Source organism: Companilactobacillus suantsaicola (assembly GCF_004745525.1).
Lineage (GTDB): Bacteria > Bacillota > Bacilli > Lactobacillales > Lactobacillaceae > Companilactobacillus > Companilactobacillus suantsaicola.
The window spans coordinates 1-17010 of record NZ_RKLY01000043.1 but is presented as its reverse complement, the minus strand read 5'-3'; the positions used below and the strand labels follow the sequence as shown (position 1 = coordinate 17010).

Annotated in this window: 16 protein-coding genes; 5 read left to right on the top strand and 11 right to left on the bottom strand. The window is 37.0% G+C overall.

Going from position 1 to position 17010, the window contains the following annotated elements; genetic code table 11:
• Positions 1–150: 150 nt before the first annotated feature.
• Together EGT49_RS11725 and EGT49_RS11720 are read right to left on the bottom strand one after the other, a co-directional pair.
• Positions 151–486: an MFS transporter gene (locus tag EGT49_RS11725; RefSeq protein ID WP_167849840.1), complete on the bottom strand. Its 336-nt coding sequence runs from the start codon at positions 484–486 to the stop codon at positions 151–153.
• 30 nt (positions 487–516) lie between these two features.
• Positions 517–1311, bottom strand: a complete 795-nt coding sequence (locus tag EGT49_RS11720) for an MFS transporter (protein ID WP_135374530.1) — start codon at positions 1309–1311, stop codon at positions 517–519.
• Between the two features lie 268 nt (positions 1312–1579).
• Here EGT49_RS11720 and EGT49_RS11715 point away from each other — a divergent pair, with 268 nt between their 5' ends.
• Positions 1580–2395: an SLAP domain-containing protein gene (locus tag EGT49_RS11715; protein WP_135374528.1), complete on the top strand. Its 816-nt coding sequence runs from the start codon at positions 1580–1582 to the stop codon at positions 2393–2395.
• Between the two features lie 30 nt (positions 2396–2425).
• On the opposite strand, the gene EGT49_RS11710 is transcribed toward EGT49_RS11715, so the two are convergent.
• From EGT49_RS11710 to EGT49_RS11700, 3 genes are all read right to left on the bottom strand, one after another.
• Positions 2426–3598 carry an MDR family MFS transporter gene (locus tag EGT49_RS11710; RefSeq protein ID WP_135374526.1) on the bottom strand — a complete coding sequence of 391 codons (1173 nt, stop codon included), beginning with the start codon at positions 3596–3598 and terminating at the stop codon, positions 2426–2428.
• A 722-nt stretch (positions 3599–4320) separates the two neighbouring features.
• Positions 4321–5082 carry a hypothetical protein gene (locus EGT49_RS11705; RefSeq protein WP_135374524.1) on the bottom strand — a complete coding sequence of 254 codons (762 nt, stop codon included), beginning with the start codon at positions 5080–5082 and terminating at the stop codon, positions 4321–4323.
• 189 nt (positions 5083–5271) lie between these two features.
• Positions 5272–5910 (bottom strand): GNAT family N-acetyltransferase, encoded by a 639-nt coding sequence (locus tag EGT49_RS11700; protein WP_167849839.1) that lies wholly within the window; start codon positions 5908–5910, stop codon positions 5272–5274.
• Positions 5911–6189: 279 nt separating this feature from the next.
• Between EGT49_RS11700 and EGT49_RS11695 the strand changes: the two genes are divergently transcribed.
• The gene (locus EGT49_RS11695; protein ID WP_135374520.1) at positions 6190–7371 is read left to right on the top strand and encodes an MFS transporter; all 1182 of its coding nucleotides are present in this window, start codon (positions 6190–6192) and stop codon (positions 7369–7371) included.
• Positions 7372–7412: 41 nt separating this feature from the next.
• Here the strand turns inward: EGT49_RS11695 and gdhA are convergent, their stop codons facing one another.
• The 3 genes from gdhA to EGT49_RS11680 form a co-directional block, all read right to left on the bottom strand.
• Entirely contained in the window at positions 7413–8759 is a 1347-nt protein-coding gene (gene gdhA, locus EGT49_RS11690) for an NADP-specific glutamate dehydrogenase (protein ID WP_135374518.1), read from the bottom strand.
• An 86-nt stretch (positions 8760–8845) separates the two neighbouring features.
• The gene (locus EGT49_RS11685) at positions 8846–9055 is read right to left on the bottom strand and encodes a DUF3923 family protein (RefSeq protein WP_135374516.1); all 210 of its coding nucleotides are present in this window, start codon (positions 9053–9055) and stop codon (positions 8846–8848) included.
• The gene (locus EGT49_RS11680; protein WP_135374534.1) at positions 9033–9476 is read right to left on the bottom strand and encodes a GNAT family N-acetyltransferase; all 444 of its coding nucleotides are present in this window, start codon (positions 9474–9476) and stop codon (positions 9033–9035) included. Before EGT49_RS11680 ends, EGT49_RS11685 begins: the two co-directional genes overlap by 23 nt.
• A 139-nt stretch (positions 9477–9615) precedes the next feature.
• On the opposite strand from EGT49_RS11680, the gene EGT49_RS11675 reads away from it, so the two are divergent.
• Complete coding sequence (locus tag EGT49_RS11675) at positions 9616–9936, top strand: DMT family transporter (RefSeq protein WP_135374514.1); 321 nt, start codon at positions 9616–9618, stop codon at positions 9934–9936.
• Here the strand turns inward: EGT49_RS11675 and EGT49_RS11670 are convergent.
• Entirely contained in the window at positions 9933–10619 is a 687-nt protein-coding gene (locus EGT49_RS11670) for a YoaK family protein (protein WP_135374513.1), read from the bottom strand. The two genes, EGT49_RS11675 and EGT49_RS11670, sit on opposite strands and share 4 nt — an antisense overlap.
• Before the next feature lie 118 nt (positions 10620–10737).
• Here EGT49_RS11670 and EGT49_RS11665 point away from each other — a divergent pair, with 118 nt between their 5' ends.
• Both EGT49_RS11665 and EGT49_RS11660 read left to right on the top strand, forming a co-directional pair.
• Positions 10738–10974, top strand: coding sequence for a transposase (locus EGT49_RS11665; RefSeq protein ID WP_135374511.1), 237 nt, complete (start codon positions 10738–10740; stop codon positions 10972–10974).
• A gap of 78 nt (positions 10975–11052) precedes the next feature.
• Complete coding sequence (locus EGT49_RS11660; protein ID WP_135374509.1) at positions 11053–11916, top strand: glycerophosphodiester phosphodiesterase; 864 nt, start codon at positions 11053–11055, stop codon at positions 11914–11916.
• Positions 11917–12219: 303 nt separating this feature from the next.
• Here EGT49_RS11660 and EGT49_RS11655 read toward each other — a convergent pair whose 3' ends face one another.
• Both EGT49_RS11655 and adhE read right to left on the bottom strand, forming a co-directional pair.
• The gene (locus EGT49_RS11655; RefSeq protein WP_135374507.1) at positions 12220–13536 is read right to left on the bottom strand and encodes an MFS transporter; all 1317 of its coding nucleotides are present in this window, start codon (positions 13534–13536) and stop codon (positions 12220–12222) included.
• A 189-nt stretch (positions 13537–13725) separates the two neighbouring features.
• Positions 13726–16344, bottom strand: a complete 2619-nt coding sequence (gene adhE / locus EGT49_RS11650; protein WP_135374505.1) for a bifunctional acetaldehyde-CoA/alcohol dehydrogenase — start codon at positions 16342–16344, stop codon at positions 13726–13728.
• Between the last annotated feature and the right edge of the window lie 666 nt (positions 16345–17010).

Here is a 17010-nt window from a genome sequence, read left to right as displayed (position 1 = left end):
AGTTGGCAAGATTATTATCATATCCAACTGAATACCAAAAAAACACGATAGGAATTCCATATTTTATGGAAATTTCTATCGTGTTTTTTTAGAATCGGGAGTTATGTCCCGAACTCTTAGTTCTTAGCAACATATCTTGTAAACAAGGCACTATATTCTCTCTGCCACCAAACGTTTACGGGCAACTCTAAAAATACCCAATGACAATATCAATAACATAATTGCCGACAAAAATAAGACGTTGTAAGAGCTATTCTCGATCAGAACACCGCCTAAAAATGGTCCGATAGCTTTGGCAAAGTTGCCGGTCATGCTGACTAGACTTTGATAACAGCCGGATTCATTTCTGGGAGTTGTCTCACTTACTAAGGCTGGAATGGCCGGATTAACCAACATTTCACCTAAAGTCAAAATTACCATCCCAATAGCATAAGCTGCGTACTCTTTGGCATTGATCAGCGATATTAGTGCCGTGATAAAGAACAAAACTCCTACCGGAATCTGAATTTTCTTAAATCAATCACGGTTCTCAGCAAAATGATTGATCAGTGGCATCAAGACAATTACAATCAACGAGTTCATCGTCCAAAGGAAACTATACTTGCCGATTGGAATCCCAATATCCGTCAAATGAGCAGAAATATTGCTGCCCCATTGGGAATTCACTATCCACGTCATTCCTAGAAATAGTGCGATTAAACCGATTCCTGGATACAACTTGAGTGTGAACAACCGTGCTTTTTGTTCAACCTTCTTGATAAATTCTGGACGATTGCCGTACAAAAAGATAACCACAATCAAAAAAATCGACAGGCAGATGCAGTTGGCGACAAACACTAAACTGATTTTCACGCTGACAACGAATCCACAGAGTGCCGTACCAATCATGCTGCCAATTTTACTACCCACGTAAATGTTATTGAAAATTTTGTATCGATCCGCTTCCTCAATGTGCGCGACGAATGAATTAACAACGGTATACGAACCACCAACGCCGAAACCTAGTATCGGCAAGAGTATTGGAAAAGCGGGCCAACTATGATTGAAGATCAAACCAACCAAAGCAAAAATTGCAATCAGTGCATTAATGATGGCGGTTTTATGACCACCCAGCCGATCAAACATTTTTCCACCGACATAATTGCCGAAAAAACTAAATAAAGAATTAAAGAACAGCACAATTCCCGCTACCGTCAAAGACTTGTGCAAATACGTGTGAATAAAGATGGTATTGATTGGCCACATAAAACTGGCTCCGGTTGATAACAATACCGCTCCCAAAACTAAAACTTTTGCCGTTACTTTTTTCATAAAAATCCCCCCAAATGAAAAAAATCCCCTATTATAAAATCAAAAATAAGATTAATTATTTATCAAACAATTATATTTAATTTAATCTATACAATTGATTGTTATCAAAATCATTAAGAAAATCTAAATAGTTGGTCAAAAATCAAAACTATTTTAAAAATAAAAATGAATTAACAATTATTTTCATATATCCACTTGCAACATTTTTCTCGTAACCTATAATCATAGTTGTGCATCATAAAACACATCGAAAAAAGAGGAAACAAACGTGAAAAAAAGAAATATTTTTATCACATCGGCTTTAGTTTTATTAGCACCAACAATTCTTTCATTAACAAGTCAAACTTCACAGGCTGCCACTAAATTAGTTGGTCACACGAATACTCTGACACATTTGGTTGACGGAAACGGAAAGTCACTTGCAAATTTGTCACTTGCTGCAAACACTGATTGGCAACTCGGTCAAATTATCAACATCGATGGCAACACATACTACGAAGTTGCTACAAATGAATATGCCCTTTCAACAAATATGACCGTCAAAGAAACAGGCACAACAACTACACCTGCAGTTAAAACTGGTACTTTGTCATACGCCGCTAAAGTAGTTGATCCTGATGGCAATCCAATTGGAACCGTTCTTCCAGCTGGATCAGCTTGGAAACTTGGTTCTACTAAGACAATCGATGGTAACAACTATTACGAAGTCGGTACTAACCAATACGTCATCGCTCTAGCAGTTAAAATCAATGACAACACTACAACTAACACAACTAACAATAATAATAACAATACTAACCACAACACTACTTCAAAAATCCCCATGCCCGGTAATGGCCTAATTGCTAAAACAAACGTTGCAACTAAAACTTACAGCTACAACGACAACAAATACGTTCAAACACTACCTGCCGGAACTTCATGGAAAGTTTCTAAACTAGTAGTTAACAAGTACGGCTCATACTGGGGTCAAGTAGCTTCTGACCAATACGTTTGGTTAGGCGACGTCACAATCAACAGCGGTTTGAATTTGAAGAACAACTCCGAATACATCGCTGATTTTGCTACAAGAATCAATAAATAAATTTTTATTTGCTTAATACCTTCAGAGAAATCACGCTTTGAAGGTATTTTTTTGTCCATTTAATAATTCCCGATGTCCAACTCGCAAAATAAATAGCGAAACTACTAAGACAAAAATCGCCACAAAATAGAGTGAATTATAAGAACTATTTTCAACAACTAATCCCCCAAGTAAGGGTCCAATTGCTCGCGCAAAAGTCGATGACATACTGAGTAAACTTTGATAACGACCGGCTTCTTGTTTTGGCGTCGACTCACTGACCATTGCCGGAATACCAGGATAAACTAAGGTCTCCCCCAGAGTTAAGACGACCATTCCAATCACAAAGTAAATATAGGTTTTCGCATTAATAATTGCCGCAAAAGCGACGATAAACAAAATTACTCCCAGTGGAATTTGGATCCGCTTAAACCATTCTTTATTCTCGACTAAACGATTGATAACCGGCAGAACGATTACGATTACCACCGCATTGATTGTCCACAATAGACTATATTTGCTGACGGGAATTCCTAAGTTCGTCAGATGAGCCGAAATATTACTACTCCATTGTGAATAGGAGAACCACGAAGCACCTAGAAAGAGCGCCATTAAGCCAACACCAGGATGTAACTTCGTTTTTTCTACCTTAATTCTTTCGGATTTAGCTTTTGGCGCTTCCCGGTTGTTGTACCAAAAGATAGCAATCAAGAAAAAGAGCGTCAAAAAGAAGAAATTGGCGACAAAGACCAAAGTCATTTGAATACCAGCAATATAACCACCCAAGGCCGTACCAATCGCATTACCTAGATTAGTCCCGACATAAATAGCATTGAAAAGTTTGTAGCGGTCAACTTCATCAATCTGAGCCGCAAACGAATTGATAACCGTAAATGCGCTCCCGACACCAAAGCCCAAAATCGGCAACAAAATTGGATACGCCGGCCAACTATGATTAAAAATCAGGCCAACTAAAGCCAACAAACCGATTGCTGTGCTGACGATAACCGTTTTATGACCACCCCAGCGATCAAATAGTTTTCCACCCATAAAATTTCCGGCAAAGGTCAAAATGGAATTAAAAAATAAAACCATTCCGGCAACTGCCAATGACTTATGCAAATAATCGTGAATAAAAATCGTGTTGATTGGCCAAATAAAACTCGACCCCACCGATTCCAAAAAAGCCCCAAAAATCAATGTTTTCGCTGATACTTTTTTCATAATTGCCCCTATAAAAAAAACTACTAGAATCACTAGCAGTTAAAAATAAATTAATATAAAAATTTTAGCATTGAAATCACACTTGTCAATTAACCTCGCAGATATGATATCCTAAAAATACAAGGGGGGATTAATTATGGCTGATAACAATCCATATTGTCATCAAGGAATGACTTGCCACTCTGGCTGCAAATGTGCCGGTTCCGATGGTATTTGTCATTGTAGAATGATTGACGATCAAAAATGTGCCTGCAACGGACACTGCGGACCAAAGATTCCTAGTGCAATCTAGAGAGTGGAACAAGCCCGGTTAGACTCAGACAGATAGCCTAATTCCACGAATTGCACACCGAACTTGTGTGTGATTTGGGGAATGTAGCTATATGGCTGAGTCTGGCTTGTGTAACTCGTTTTAGTCAGAGAGTGGAACAAGAGCGGTCAGCTCCCGGAGGATAACGTAATTTCAGGAATTGCTCGTCACACTTTGCGAGTGATTCCTGAAATTTTGTTATCTCGGAGGGAGTTGCTCTTGTGTAACTCGTTTCAACTAGAGAGTGGAACAAGCCTGTTCAGCTAGAAAGCAGGACATAATAGGGTCATTCGAGCATTAGACAAATAGCGCCGGTAATCGCACTTTGATTACCCGGCGCTATTTAAATTACTACGTTATATTTCACGTTTATGCTGCCCGTTCATAACCGAAAAGTAGTTAAATTCCAAGTTTATTTTACAACTGTCAACTCATGCAAAGTCTTGCCTTCGGGAGATTTCAATTGTAACCAGCTATTAGTCCCGGCAAAGTAAAGAAAAGTTCCTACTTCATTAACACTTTGCAAAGTAACGTCCTTGATCAAAGTATTATCATCGATGGCTCCGGCATGTTCCTGGCGAAGTCGCAAGCCAAAACGTCCGGCGAAACCTATTACACCAGCCTTAGTTAACGGAGCGTTTTCTAATAACGTCGCACCCTTTTTGACTACTAACTCACTGCGCTTTTGCCAATAGACAGTCGCTTGGCTACCTGAATAATCAACTGTGAACGGTATATCTGCCAATTCTTTTGAATAACGATGACGTGCTTTAACTCTTTTAGGTCGATTTTGAATTTTTAAACCTAATACTCTTAACAAAGGTGTGATTTCTTGCCAATAATTTTCAAAAACAGCTTGCGACTCAGTGGAAATCTTCATATTATAATCCACACTCAACTCGTAACCATCGCTGATCAATTTTTTGGTTAAGAAATAGAAGAAATCTGTTTCAATTATATTTTCTGGTACGTCCAATTCGATAAAGCCGGTCGCTGCATCAAGGCCATCAACACTGCCTAAACTAACACCACTCAATAGATGTTCCTGCATGATCAAGAAAATGGCTTCATCAGGAAAATCTGTTGGTTTTTTAAAATGATAAATAACTTTGCCTAAATTATCTAAATCAAAGAAAACTTGTGTATCAGAAAAATTTCCTTTAAAATCTGTCATCTTACTCCTCCAATGCTTTTGGCTAAAGCTTACCACAACAATTCCCGAATTAATTAAGTTAAACGTAATAAAAATTAAGTTTCCTTAATAAAAAGACCACCCATTAAATAATTTGTTATTCTATTGGCGTAGGAATTAGTTGTTTTTAACAAAAAAGCGACACTCACAATGTGAGTGCCGCTTTTATTTTTAGATTGGTCTTGATAAGACCCAATCCTTAACATCCCCATGACTCAAGTTAACTCGTTTAACTGAACGAACGGAGAAATGATTTTTCTTATAGAATTTAACATTCTTTTGCGTATTAGTTTCCAAAATAATATTTCGATAACCAATCTTTTTAACGTAAGGAGTGATGTGATTGTTCAACATCTTACTGCCGATACCTTGACCACGTAATTTCTTATCGACTGCCAAGTATTCAACCGCACACTTCTTTTTTCCTTTTACTAAATCAAAGAGATCTTCAAACTTAAAGATATCGAATGCATTGAAGCCATTGAATCCACTTTTAATGATTTCAGGAATCAACTTTAAGCCATCTAACGTCAAGTAATCCCAATTACTAATCTGTTTACCAGAAGAGAATTCAATTAAAGCTACCGCTCTGGGTTTGCCCTTTCCGTCAGCTCCAACATAGACCAGACCTTTTTTCATGAATACGTTGACTTCCAGTTCAAAATATTTTCTGAGCAATTTATCAAACTTAGCGCTTGAACGATATTGCGGTTGAAACATATTCTTAGTTGTCGTGTACTCCTTAAATGAATCTACTAGTAAGTTTATTATCTGAGGCTTATCACTGTTTAAGCCACTTCGAAAATCCAAAAATATGACCTCCTTATTTACAGCCATATTTATATCATAGACACTATTATACCGATTGTCCATCTTTAGGCACTAATTAAAAAATATTTATATGCCAAAAGTCGATTCAGTAATATAAATTTAATATTTTTCTTAGCTTAAACTATTAGACTTTCATATAAAATGGGAGTAAGCTTTTCAATAATGAAATTCGAGGTTCATCTAACCGATATCTAAGTCCGCTTAGAAATCGGTTTTCTTATTTTCTTATTTAATAAATGTATATCTGAGGAGGGAAATATGGGGAAAAATAAAAGATCGATTTACATTTTAGTTTTTAGTAACTTCTTAATCTGTTTGGGGATTGGTTTAGTTATACCAGTTACCCCTTTTATTAAAAATGAATACCACTTCACAACGTCACAAATGGGAGTTATGACTTCTCTATTTGCCTTCGCCCAGTTTGTGGCTTCACCAATTGTCGGGAAAATGTCAGATAAACTCGGTCGTAAACCGGTTATCGTCTTCGGATTATTCACCTATATGATTTCTGAATTCATCTTTGCCGTCGCAACTACGCTACCAATTTTCAACATTTCACGGATCATCGGTGGTTTGTCAGCCGCTATGGTTATCCCAACTTCTATGGCCTTAGGATCGGATTTAACGACTTTAAAAGATCGGGCCAAAGTAATCGGCTGGTTGTCAGCTGCCTTCAGTGGAGGATTGATTCTTGGACCTGGACTTGGAGGAATGCTCGCAAATATTACCTACAAGACACCTTTTTGGGTCGCTGGTATCTTGAGTATCACTAGTTGTATCTTTACCCAAATTTTCTTGAAAGAGGACAAAGAAGTTCTCGAACTTGAAGAACAACAAGCTGAAAAAAAGGCTCAGGAAAAAGGTACTATTCGTGCTATTCTAACCTTGCCAATGGTGATGCTTTTTGGAATGATTCTCGTGTCGTCTTTTGGCCTGCAAGGCTTTGAAAGTATCTATAGTATTTATGTCAATCAAGTTTTCAATTTTGGTTTAGGAACAATCGCTCTAGTATTGACTTTAAATGGAATTATTTCCTTGATTCTTCAAGTAGCCGCTTTTAATTGGATCATTGAAAAAATTGGTGAGATGCGTCTAATCAGTATTGCCTTTTTACTCAGTGCCATCTGCGTTTTCTGGATTACCCAGGCTCATACGCACGTTGAAGTAATCGTGGCAACTTTAGTAATTTTCTCATCGTTTGACCTATTACGCCCTGCCATTACAACCCTTTTAACCAAGTCTAGTAAATCTAATCAAGGTCTGATCAACGGAATGAACATGTCCCTAACTAGTGTTGGAAATGTCATCGGGCCTTTGATGTCAGGAGCTTTGATGGATTGGAATACCCACTATCCGTATTTAGTTGTAACTGTAATTCTAGCGATATCATACTTACTAACATTTGTTGTCCGCAGACATCCAATTGTGCCTGCCGAATAAAAAAAAGAGCAATCGAAATCGATTGCTCTTTTTTGCCGCTTTTAAACTAATCCTTGAGCTAACATTGCTTTGGCAACTTTTTCAAATCCAGCAATATTGGCTCCAGCTTGATAATCCTTACCTAAATCATATTCCTTATCAGCAGCAGCAGATTTTTGATAAATATCTTCCATAATATCTTTTAATTGACTATCAACATCGTCAAAGCTCCATGAAAGACGTTCGCTATTTTGACTCATTTCAAGTGCTGAAACGGCAACACCACCAGCATTGGCCGCTTTAGCTGGTCCATAAATAACTTTATTTTCCTTATAGACAGCAATTGCTTTAGAGGTACTTGGCATATTGGCACCTTCTGCCAAATATTTCACGCCATCTTTAACAATCAATTTAGCTTGTTTCTTATTGATTTCATTTTGAGTTGCACATGGCAAGGCAATGTCATAATCAATGTCTAAGTCCCAAACTGAACCTTCATAATACTTAGCAGACTTAACTTTTTGAGCGTATTCTTTGATACGACCACGTTCAACTTCCTTGATTTGCTTAACAACTGCTAAATCAATCCCTTCAGAATCATAAACGTAACCATTAGAATCAGAAACTGTCACAACTTTAGCACCATTTTCTTGGGCTTTTTGTAGAGCATAAATGGCAACATTTCCGGCTCCAGAAATTTTAACAGTCTTACCTTTTAATGTATCACCTTGATCTTTTAACAAGGCATTCAAGTAGTAAATCAAACCAAAACCAGTAGCTTCAGTTCTAGCTAAAGAACCACCATATTGCAAGCCTTTACCAGTCAAAATGCCACCTTGGAAGCCATTGAGACGTTTGTATTGACCAAACAAATAACCAATTTCACGCCCGCCGACACCAATATCGCCAGCTGGCACATCTAAATCTGGGCCAATGAATTTTTGTAGTTCAGTCATAAAACTTTGACAAAAACGCATGATCTCAGAATCCGACTTACCTTTAGGATCGAAATCAGATCCACCTTTACCACCACCGATTGGTAGTCCGGTCAAACTGTTTTTAAGAATTTGTTCAAAGCCTAAGAATTTAACAATACTCAAGTTGACACTAGGATGAAGTCTCAATCCACCCTTGTAAGGTCCAATAGCAGAGTTGAATTGAACTCTAAAGCCACGATTTACGTGAAATTTGCCGGCGTCATCTTGCCAGGGAACACGGAATTGAATGACACGTTCTGGTTCAACTAACAAGCCCAAAATATTTGCTTCAACGTATTCTGGATGCTTTTTTAAAACTGGTTTTAAACTATCTAGAACTGTAAATACAGCTTCTTGAAATTCTGATTGATTGGGATCTCTAGTCGTAATAGTTTTCTTTAAATCTTTAATATAAGTTTCAACATCTGCCATAAAAATACCACCTTTTAAAAATTGAGATTGATATTATTATAGCTCATTATTAGAAATAATTACATTTTATTAGAGTAATACTAAAGCTAATCCATGGCCTTCTTGATCATCATCAACGTGACCAATTGGCAACAACTAATAAAGACAAACAAGACAAATAAAACTGTCCATGACATATACTTCAAAGGCATTGTTTGAACTATTCCATCCCCATCAACTTGTCTAACTCCGATTAAGATTGCGGTAACGGTAAATAAGACCATCCAAACACCGTTAATTATCCACCATACTTTCATTATTAATCTCCCTCCAGATCATATGAAACTCTTTTTCCTCATTTTCATCAAAATCAGTTTTTGATTTGGTAAAACCATTCCTCGAGTAAAATCTAAGTGCTGATTGATTTTTTTCATAAACATCTAATTCAAGTCTTTGATGCTGCTTTTTTAAATAATCCAATAATTGTTGGCCAATGTGTCGACCCTGATAATGCTTCAATACGAAAATTCCCGCAATGTAATCACCCTGGAGCCCGACAAAACCAACTGGGTCTGGATTTGCGTATACATAAATTTCTGCTTTTAAAAATTGTTGTTTCACTGCTTCTTGGTTATTAATCCAAAAATGTGGATCAACAAAATCATGAGCCTCTAAATTTCCTTGCAACCAAATATCGCCGACAAGGTCCACTTCTTTTAAATTCATTTTTCGAATCATGTTTGACAAATTACCCTCTCATTTGCTAAACTGCTTTTTATCAAAACACCGCCGGGTGTCATTTTCTAAGCATGCTTATTAATTCTGTTAGGCCTAAGAAGGAATTAATAGGGATGCTATTTTTTTTGGAGGAATTTATATGCATTGGATTTATTTAATAATCGCTGGACTATTCGAAGTTGTTTGGTCAACTACGATGAAACTCAGTCACGGCTTCTCAAAAATCAGTTACACCATCTACACAATCATTGGACTCTGTTTAAGCATGTTTTTCTTAGCTATTGCCATTAAGAAAATGCCCATGAGTTTGGCCTATCCTATTTGGACCGGTATCGGCGCTGTCGGTTCCGTGATTGCTGGCGTAATCCTTTTTGGAGATAAATTGTCCCCTTTGACTTGGGTCTTCGTTGCACTTTTACTAATCAGTATCATTGGCATCAAAGTTACTTCTGGCAGTTAAGCATCTCTTTGACGCAGCAGTAATACATAATAGATGGCTACTATAAAAATCAAAATTGCCGCTATAAAAATGGTCCTGAGGCCAAAATAGTTTTGTAACAACGCTGAAGAAACGGCACCCATTGCAAAACCAAATACTAGTCCAAAGTAAATTTTAGCAGCTGCAATATCTCCTTTTCGATGATGATAGAAATATTCTGCACTCTGAATAACTGCATTTTTCAAATTTCCTGTAGCAAAAACGTTATTATAGCCGTGACCTTCAATCTGGGCAAAAGTAACATTTTGCATAGCCATCACAAAAGCTAACGGCGGAGCAACAAATAAGTTTGAGATTGTTTTTGGCAAAAAGCCTACTATAATACAAACTATTAACTCGGCCAATAAACTAGTCACTCGCCAGTAATGTTTACGATTATTTTTATGCTTCATTACTTCAACCGCAATGATACCTAAACAGAAAAAAATCATCGTAAAGAATTTTGTTAAAATTCCAGGCAAATTATTTTGTGCCACATCAACACTTAGGAAAATAACATTACCAGTTTGACCAGCAGCCAAAACACCACCACGTTGAACAAAGGTATAGGCATCGATAAATCCACCAATAAAGGTTAAAGCAATCGCAATTTCTCGTAATTGAAATAATCTAAAATTATTTACTACTCGTTCTCTTTTTTTCATGACGTATACCATTGTAACAAAAAAAACAACGTTTTTTAGTTTTAGTAGCTCATCAATTTAATGACAACGTTTCCATAATGTTATATGATTTAGATATTACAGAGAGGATGCGATTGTTATGTTACCAAAGGAAATTTGTGAAGAAATCCATAAGTATGATGAAGAATCTTTCAAAGTAATTGAGAAAAATCCTTGGCTGATTCCAGCAACCTTAGCTTGGATCACAATTCCAACTGCCATTTGTTTGCACGGCTTCTGGAAAAATCGTCAACTCAAAAAGCAACTCAAAATTGAGCGCGAAAAGACTAAACAGCTTACGCTTACTAATTACCACGAACACAATTTACGTCATTAGATCAGTGCCATCGCTTATCACGGTGGCACTTTTTTTGTTTTTCCACTATGATGTAATTAAACAATTGAGGGGGAAACTATGTTAAAGAAACGACATATCTTAATACTTTTAGCGACAATTCTACTATTCATTCCTTCATCCATCATCAAAGTTGAAGCCGCCGCTGCTCCAAAGGCAAAAAATTTAACCAGTGTAACTCAAAGTGTGAATCACGCTTCGCCTAGTTCACCATTAATTTTTTCTCACCGCGGAAGTCCCTATAATTATCCAGATCACTCGTTTAGTGGCTACAATCGTGCTATCAAAGATGGCTCACAATACATTGAACAAGATGTTTGGCTCAGTAAAGATAATAAATTATACGTTTCACACGACGATAATTTGAAGAAAACTACTGGTAAAAAAGTTACTATTTCTAAATCCACTTCTAAGCAACTAAGTAAGGTAAAACTTCATAACGGCGAAAAATTGCATCAATTAAAAGATGTCTTCAAAAGATACGGTAAAAAAGTCCACTATATAATAGAAACTAAAAAGAATGCTGGCGACAACGCTGATACTGAAAAAGCTTTGGCCAAGGAAGTTAAGAAATATAAAATGACTAACAATATCATCATGCAAGATGAATCTATTCCTGGTATTAAAGCTTTCCACAAATCTTTAAAGACTGTGCCGATTCTTTGGTTACTGGATTCATTCAACGAACGTCAATATAAAGAAGAGATTGAAAATGCCCCACGTTACATTAAATTTATTTCAATTCGTTTGGAACATTGGACACCAAAACTGGTCAAAATAACACATAAGAATGGGTTTAAAACTAATGCTTGGATTCTCAACACCTATAATGATAATTACACAGCTCTCAATACTTTAAAAATGGACAGTGTCTTCACGAATAACACTAAAGAAACAGTTCATTTAGTTGATCGTTGGAAATAGGATCAGAGAGTAGAACAAGAGCGGTCAGCTCCCGGAGGATAACGTAATTTCAGGAATTACTCGTCGAACTTTGCGAGTGATTCCTGAAATTTTGTTATCTCGGAGGGAGTTGCTCTTGTGTAACTCGTTTCAAAAATCAGCTTTCTCTTCTTAAATAAAATAGCCTCAGGTAATTGTTTTGATTACCTGGGGCTATTTATCTTTTCGTCCTCTAACTGAAACGAGTTACACAAGCCAGACCCAGCCATATAGCTACATTTTCCAAATCACACGCAAAATCGGCGTGCAATTCGTAAAATTAGGCTATCTGTCTGAGTCTAACCGGCTTGCTCCACTCTCTGTTTTAGACAATTTAGGCAAAATAGCAAAGATCACTAAACCAACTAGGAACAAGACGCTCAATGAAGCTGCACCGATAGTTGATTTACCAGTCATTTGGGTCACGATTGCAACGATAAAAGGACCCATAACGGCTGAAAACTTACCTAAAATATTTAAGAATCCATAAAATTCACTACCAGATTCTTTAGGAATGATCTGGCCGAAATATGAACGACTCAAAGCTTGCAAACCACCTTGACTCGTCCCTACTAAAATGGCTAAAACCCAGAAGTCAAAACTAGTTTGCAAACGTAATGCATAAACACAGATCAATAAGTACACGATGATACCCAGCAAAATTCCTTTTCTAGTTGAAGTTTTATCGGCTAACCAGCCAAACAAAATCGAGAATGGTACCGCAATTAATTGTACGACCAACATAACAATCATCAATTCAGTCGTTTTAATTCCAATATCTAAACCAATTGCCGTTGCCATCGTAAAAATGGTATCGACACCATCTATATAAAAGAAATAAGCCACTAAGAACCAAGCAACTTGTTTATATTGTTTAATGTGCTTAATTGTTTGAAAAACTCTTTTAAAACTACCTTTAAATGGTGCTTTAGTTGGTTCAACACTATATTTTTGGGTAACATTTTTTTGTAATGGCAGATAAAAAAACAGCCACCAAGCTGCAGCAATAATAAAACTCCAACGTGCTATTCCGGTTCCATCTAATTGTCCAAAACCACTTGTTAATTGCAAAACCAAGAACAAGATAAAAGCTAATACTCCACCGAGATAGCCGAAGGCATACCCATGAGTTGATATTTTATTCATTTGTGAATCATTTGCAACATCAGTTAAGAAGCTGTCATAGAACAAATTACTGACTGAATAGCCAATCGCTGAAAAAATATAAACGAGTAACAACAATTGCCATTGAGCAGCAGGAACAAAAGCTAAACCAACCGTCATCACAATTCCTAACCAGCAAAATAAACTTAATAACCGCTTTTTAAAATTAGGATAATCGGCTAAGGCCCCTAAGAATGGTGCCAATAAGGATACCAATAATGTACTGAAACTATTGGCGTAACCCCAAAAAGCCGTCGAACTGGCCGCTGAAACACCATTATTTGCGGCCACAGATTTAAAATAAACTGGTAAAACGGCCGTCGTAACGATAATCCCGTATGCAGAATTAGCCCAGTCATACATGATCCAACTCCACTGTTCCTTATTGATTTTACTTTTATTGATTTTCGAATTGATACTTCTCTTTAACGAAATCATCAAAGATACCCCCATCAATTAGTTCAGTTAATATCAACTAAACTGATTCTGGTAATCAATTTCCCCACAAATAGACTACTTGCACTATGCAAAAAAAGTATAACCAACTTCTGAATTTCGTTACATCCCAAAAATTGTATAAAAAAAGATAGGCAAAGTATTTTTTGCCTATCAAAAATCTTATATTAATTATTTTTCAATTCCTTTACCATCATACATATTCTCAAGAACTTGTTTCAATTCAGAAATCAAAGGTTCCTTAGGATTTGTAAATGAGAATTGATCACCGAAGGCTGCTTCAGATAATGAATCAAGTTTCTGATCGAAGTCCTTCTTATCAATGTAGTTATCTTTAAGACTCAACTTGATACCAAGATTATGAGCTAGATCAACAATCTTTTGTACCAAAGCGTCCTTCAAAGCACGGTCATCTTTACCAGTCAAACCAATGTACTTAGCAATCATAGCATAGTCAGAATCAGCTCTGAAACTTTCATACTTAGGCCACATGGTAATCTTTGTTGGTTGTTCGAAGTTATAGTTAATAACTTGTGGCAAAGCAACGATTGAAGCTAGACCATGTCTGATACCGTAAGCATTTGTTAAAACATCAGTGATTGAATGAGCAACACCGGCAAAGGCATTACCAAATGACATACCAGCCAAAGTTGAAGCGTTGTGCATTTCAGCTTGGGCATCCTTATCACCAGCAGCAGCTTTTTCAAGATTATCAAAGACTAATTTGATAGCTTGCAAAGCATATGGTCTCGTGTAATCAGAAGCCATATTAGCTACGTATGATTCAACAGCATTGTTCAAAACATCCATACCGGATTCAGCAATGATGTCTTTTGGCATTGTTTCCACAAATTGTGAGTCAATGATAGCAACATCAGGAGTCAAAGCATAGTCAGCGATTGGGTATTTTGTACCAGTCTTAGTATCAATGATTGAGCTGAATGGCGTGACTTCTGCACCCGTTCCATAAGTTGTTGGAATTGCTACAAATTGAGCTTTTTCAGGCTTAGGGAACTTGTAAGCACGTTTTCTAATGTCAATGAAGCCTTGCTTAGCACCGAACAAATCAACATCTGGATGTTCATAGAACAACCACATATCCTTGGCAGTATCCATTGTTGTACCACCACCGAGGGCAATAATTGTATCCGGCTTGAATAGATTCATTTGTGTCACACCACGTTGAACAACATCTGTCGTGACGATATTGTCGACATCAGAGAACATTGAATATTCAACATGAACTTTACTACGTTTTAATTCATCAGTAATTGTATCAACAAAGCCGAGTTGAACCATAACTGGATCACAAACGATAAAGGCTCTCTTCATTCCTTCAAGGTCCTCTAAGTAGCGAACTGAAGTCTTTTCAAAGTAAACTCTAGGTTGTTTAATCCATTGCATGTTATTTCTCCGTTTTGCGATTGTCTTAATATTCAATAAATCAAATGACGAGACGTTGTGAGAAATAGAATTCTTACCCCATGAACCAGTACCAAGAGTTAATGATGGGATCATTTCGTTATAAAGATTACCAATACCACCGATAGCAGCAGGAGTATTAACTAGTACACGACTAGCTTTCATCTTGATACCAAATTCAGTAGCTAGATCTTCATCCATTGTGTGAATACCAACTGTGTGACCAAGACCACCAAAGTGTAACAATTCATCAGCTTTTTCAAAGCCTTCCTTGTGACCACTAACTTTATAAACTGACAAAACAGGTGAAAGTTTTTCAGCTGAAAGTGGTTCACTTGGACCAACCTTAGACAACTCAACACCTAAAACCTTAGTGTCATCAGGTACTTTGATACCAGCAAGCTTAGCAATTTCAACGGCTGACTTACCAGCAATCGGACCTTTAACACCGCCTTCCGGTCTGAACATTGTTTCAGCTAATTTCTTATAATCAGCTTTTTTGAGGAAGAAAATCTTGTTCTTTTCAAACAATGATTTAACTTCACTGTAAATGTCGGCATCGACAATCGCACTGTTTTCAGAAGCACAAACCATACCATTATCAAAAGTCTTTGATAATACGATATCGTTAACAGCACGTTTGATGTTAGCAGTCTTTTCGATATAAGCGGGACCATTACCAGGACCAACACCTAAAGCAGGTTTACCAGTTGAGTAAGCAGCTTTGACCATACCAGGACCACCAGTAGCAAGAACTGAGGCAACGCCATCGTTATTCATCAAGTATGAAGTAGCTTCGATACTTGGTTTTTCGATCCATTGAATGACACCTTCAGGAGCACCGGCTGCAATAGCAGCTTTTAACATCACTTTTGCCGCAGCAACTGATGATTTTTGAGCTTGAGGATGGAAACCAAAAATAATTGGATTACGAGTCTTCAATGCAATCAATGACTTAAACATTGCCGTTGAAGTTGGGTTAGTAACTGGAGTAACACCAGCTAGAACACCAAGTGGCTCAGCGACTTTGATCAAACGATGTTCCTTGTCGTTTTCAATAATACCAACCGTTTTGTCACGTTTGATTGAGTGCCAAATCTCTTCGGTAGCGTACATATTTTTAATAACTTTATCTTCTAAAACACCACGGCCTGTTTCTTCATAGGCCAATTTAGCTAATTCAAAACTAGCATTTAAACCAGCAATAGCCATTTGATGAACGATGTGATCAACTTTTTCTTGTGTAAAACCATCCATGATCTCCAAAGCTTTTTGAGCTTTATTAACCATTTTGTCGATCATAGGTTTAACGTCTTCTTTTTCATCGGGCTTTGCAGAAACCTTTGTATCTTTGGAACCTTTCAACATCCGATTACCTCCAAGGTTTAAAAAACATATTTGTTAACTAATTCACGTATTATCTTATCACTGTATATTCATTCTTCAAGCATTTTAGTTCAAAAATATGATGTAAACGTATTCACGTTGATATATCAACACGTGTCACGCTTTATCAATTGCATCAAAAACTTTCACAGATTATTTTCGTTAGTTTTACTGTGAATATTTATTCACAAAGTCCTCTTTTAGAGCAAGCATAGACCATTTTTGATTCACAAAAAAAGAGCTGAACCTTAATTCAACTCTTTCTTGTGAAATATTTTTTATTGTTTGACATTTTGTCTTGAGCGTAATTTGAGTTCGCTCCAACTCTTGTTTGATGATGTTTGTGTTGCGTTTTTTGCGTTTTATATTTTTTTGATTGCTCTGATCGGGAGCTTTTTTAATACTTTGGGTATTATGAGGAGTTCTTCTTGAACGCTCTTTTTACCCTTGTTCTGAATTTCATCTGAATCCGTTATTGGGTTCTTTCTACCCTTACCTGTTCTGACTGCTGCTTAAACGGGTTACACAGGGACAACCTCTTCCGGTTTACAAAATATTGAATCTTGCCCACTTCGTGGTCAATCTCCAATATTCCGTAAATCCTCGGAGGCTGGGCGTCCCTGTTTCACCCTCTCTTCTAAACGGGTT

What these genes read in the sequence shown, in the direction of transcription:
- EGT49_RS11685 (WP_135374516.1), bottom strand. Translation starts at nt 9,055, where the DNA reads ATGAAAGTATGGTGGATAATTAACGGTGTTTGGATGGTCTTATTTACC.
- adhE (WP_135374505.1), bottom strand. Translation starts at nt 16,344, where the DNA reads ATGTTGAAAGGTTCCAAAGATACAAAGGTTTCTGCAAAGCCCGATGAA.
- EGT49_RS11660 (WP_135374509.1), top strand. Translation starts at nt 11,053, where the DNA reads ATGTTAAAGAAACGACATATCTTAATACTTTTAGCGACAATTCTACTA.
- EGT49_RS11705 (WP_135374524.1), bottom strand. Translation starts at nt 5,082, where the DNA reads ATGACAGATTTTAAAGGAAATTTTTCTGATACACAAGTTTTCTTTGAT.
- EGT49_RS11680 (WP_135374534.1), bottom strand. Translation starts at nt 9,476, where the DNA reads ATGATTCGAAAAATGAATTTAAAAGAAGTGGACCTTGTCGGCGATATT.
- EGT49_RS11675 (WP_135374514.1), top strand. Translation starts at nt 9,616, where the DNA reads ATGCATTGGATTTATTTAATAATCGCTGGACTATTCGAAGTTGTTTGG.
- EGT49_RS11720 (WP_135374530.1), bottom strand. Translation starts at nt 1,311, where the DNA reads ATGAAAAAAGTAACGGCAAAAGTTTTAGTTTTGGGAGCGGTATTGTTA.
- EGT49_RS11665 (WP_135374511.1), top strand. Translation starts at nt 10,738, where the DNA reads ATGTTACCAAAGGAAATTTGTGAAGAAATCCATAAGTATGATGAAGAA.
- EGT49_RS11670 (WP_135374513.1), bottom strand. Translation starts at nt 10,619, where the DNA reads ATGAAAAAAAGAGAACGAGTAGTAAATAATTTTAGATTATTTCAATTA.
- EGT49_RS11695 (WP_135374520.1), top strand. Translation starts at nt 6,190, where the DNA reads ATGGGGAAAAATAAAAGATCGATTTACATTTTAGTTTTTAGTAACTTC.
- gdhA (WP_135374518.1), bottom strand. Translation starts at nt 8,759, where the DNA reads ATGGCAGATGTTGAAACTTATATTAAAGATTTAAAGAAAACTATTACG.
- EGT49_RS11655 (WP_135374507.1), bottom strand. Translation starts at nt 13,536, where the DNA reads ATGATTTCGTTAAAGAGAAGTATCAATTCGAAAATCAATAAAAGTAAA.
- EGT49_RS11710 (WP_135374526.1), bottom strand. Translation starts at nt 3,598, where the DNA reads ATGAAAAAAGTATCAGCGAAAACATTGATTTTTGGGGCTTTTTTGGAA.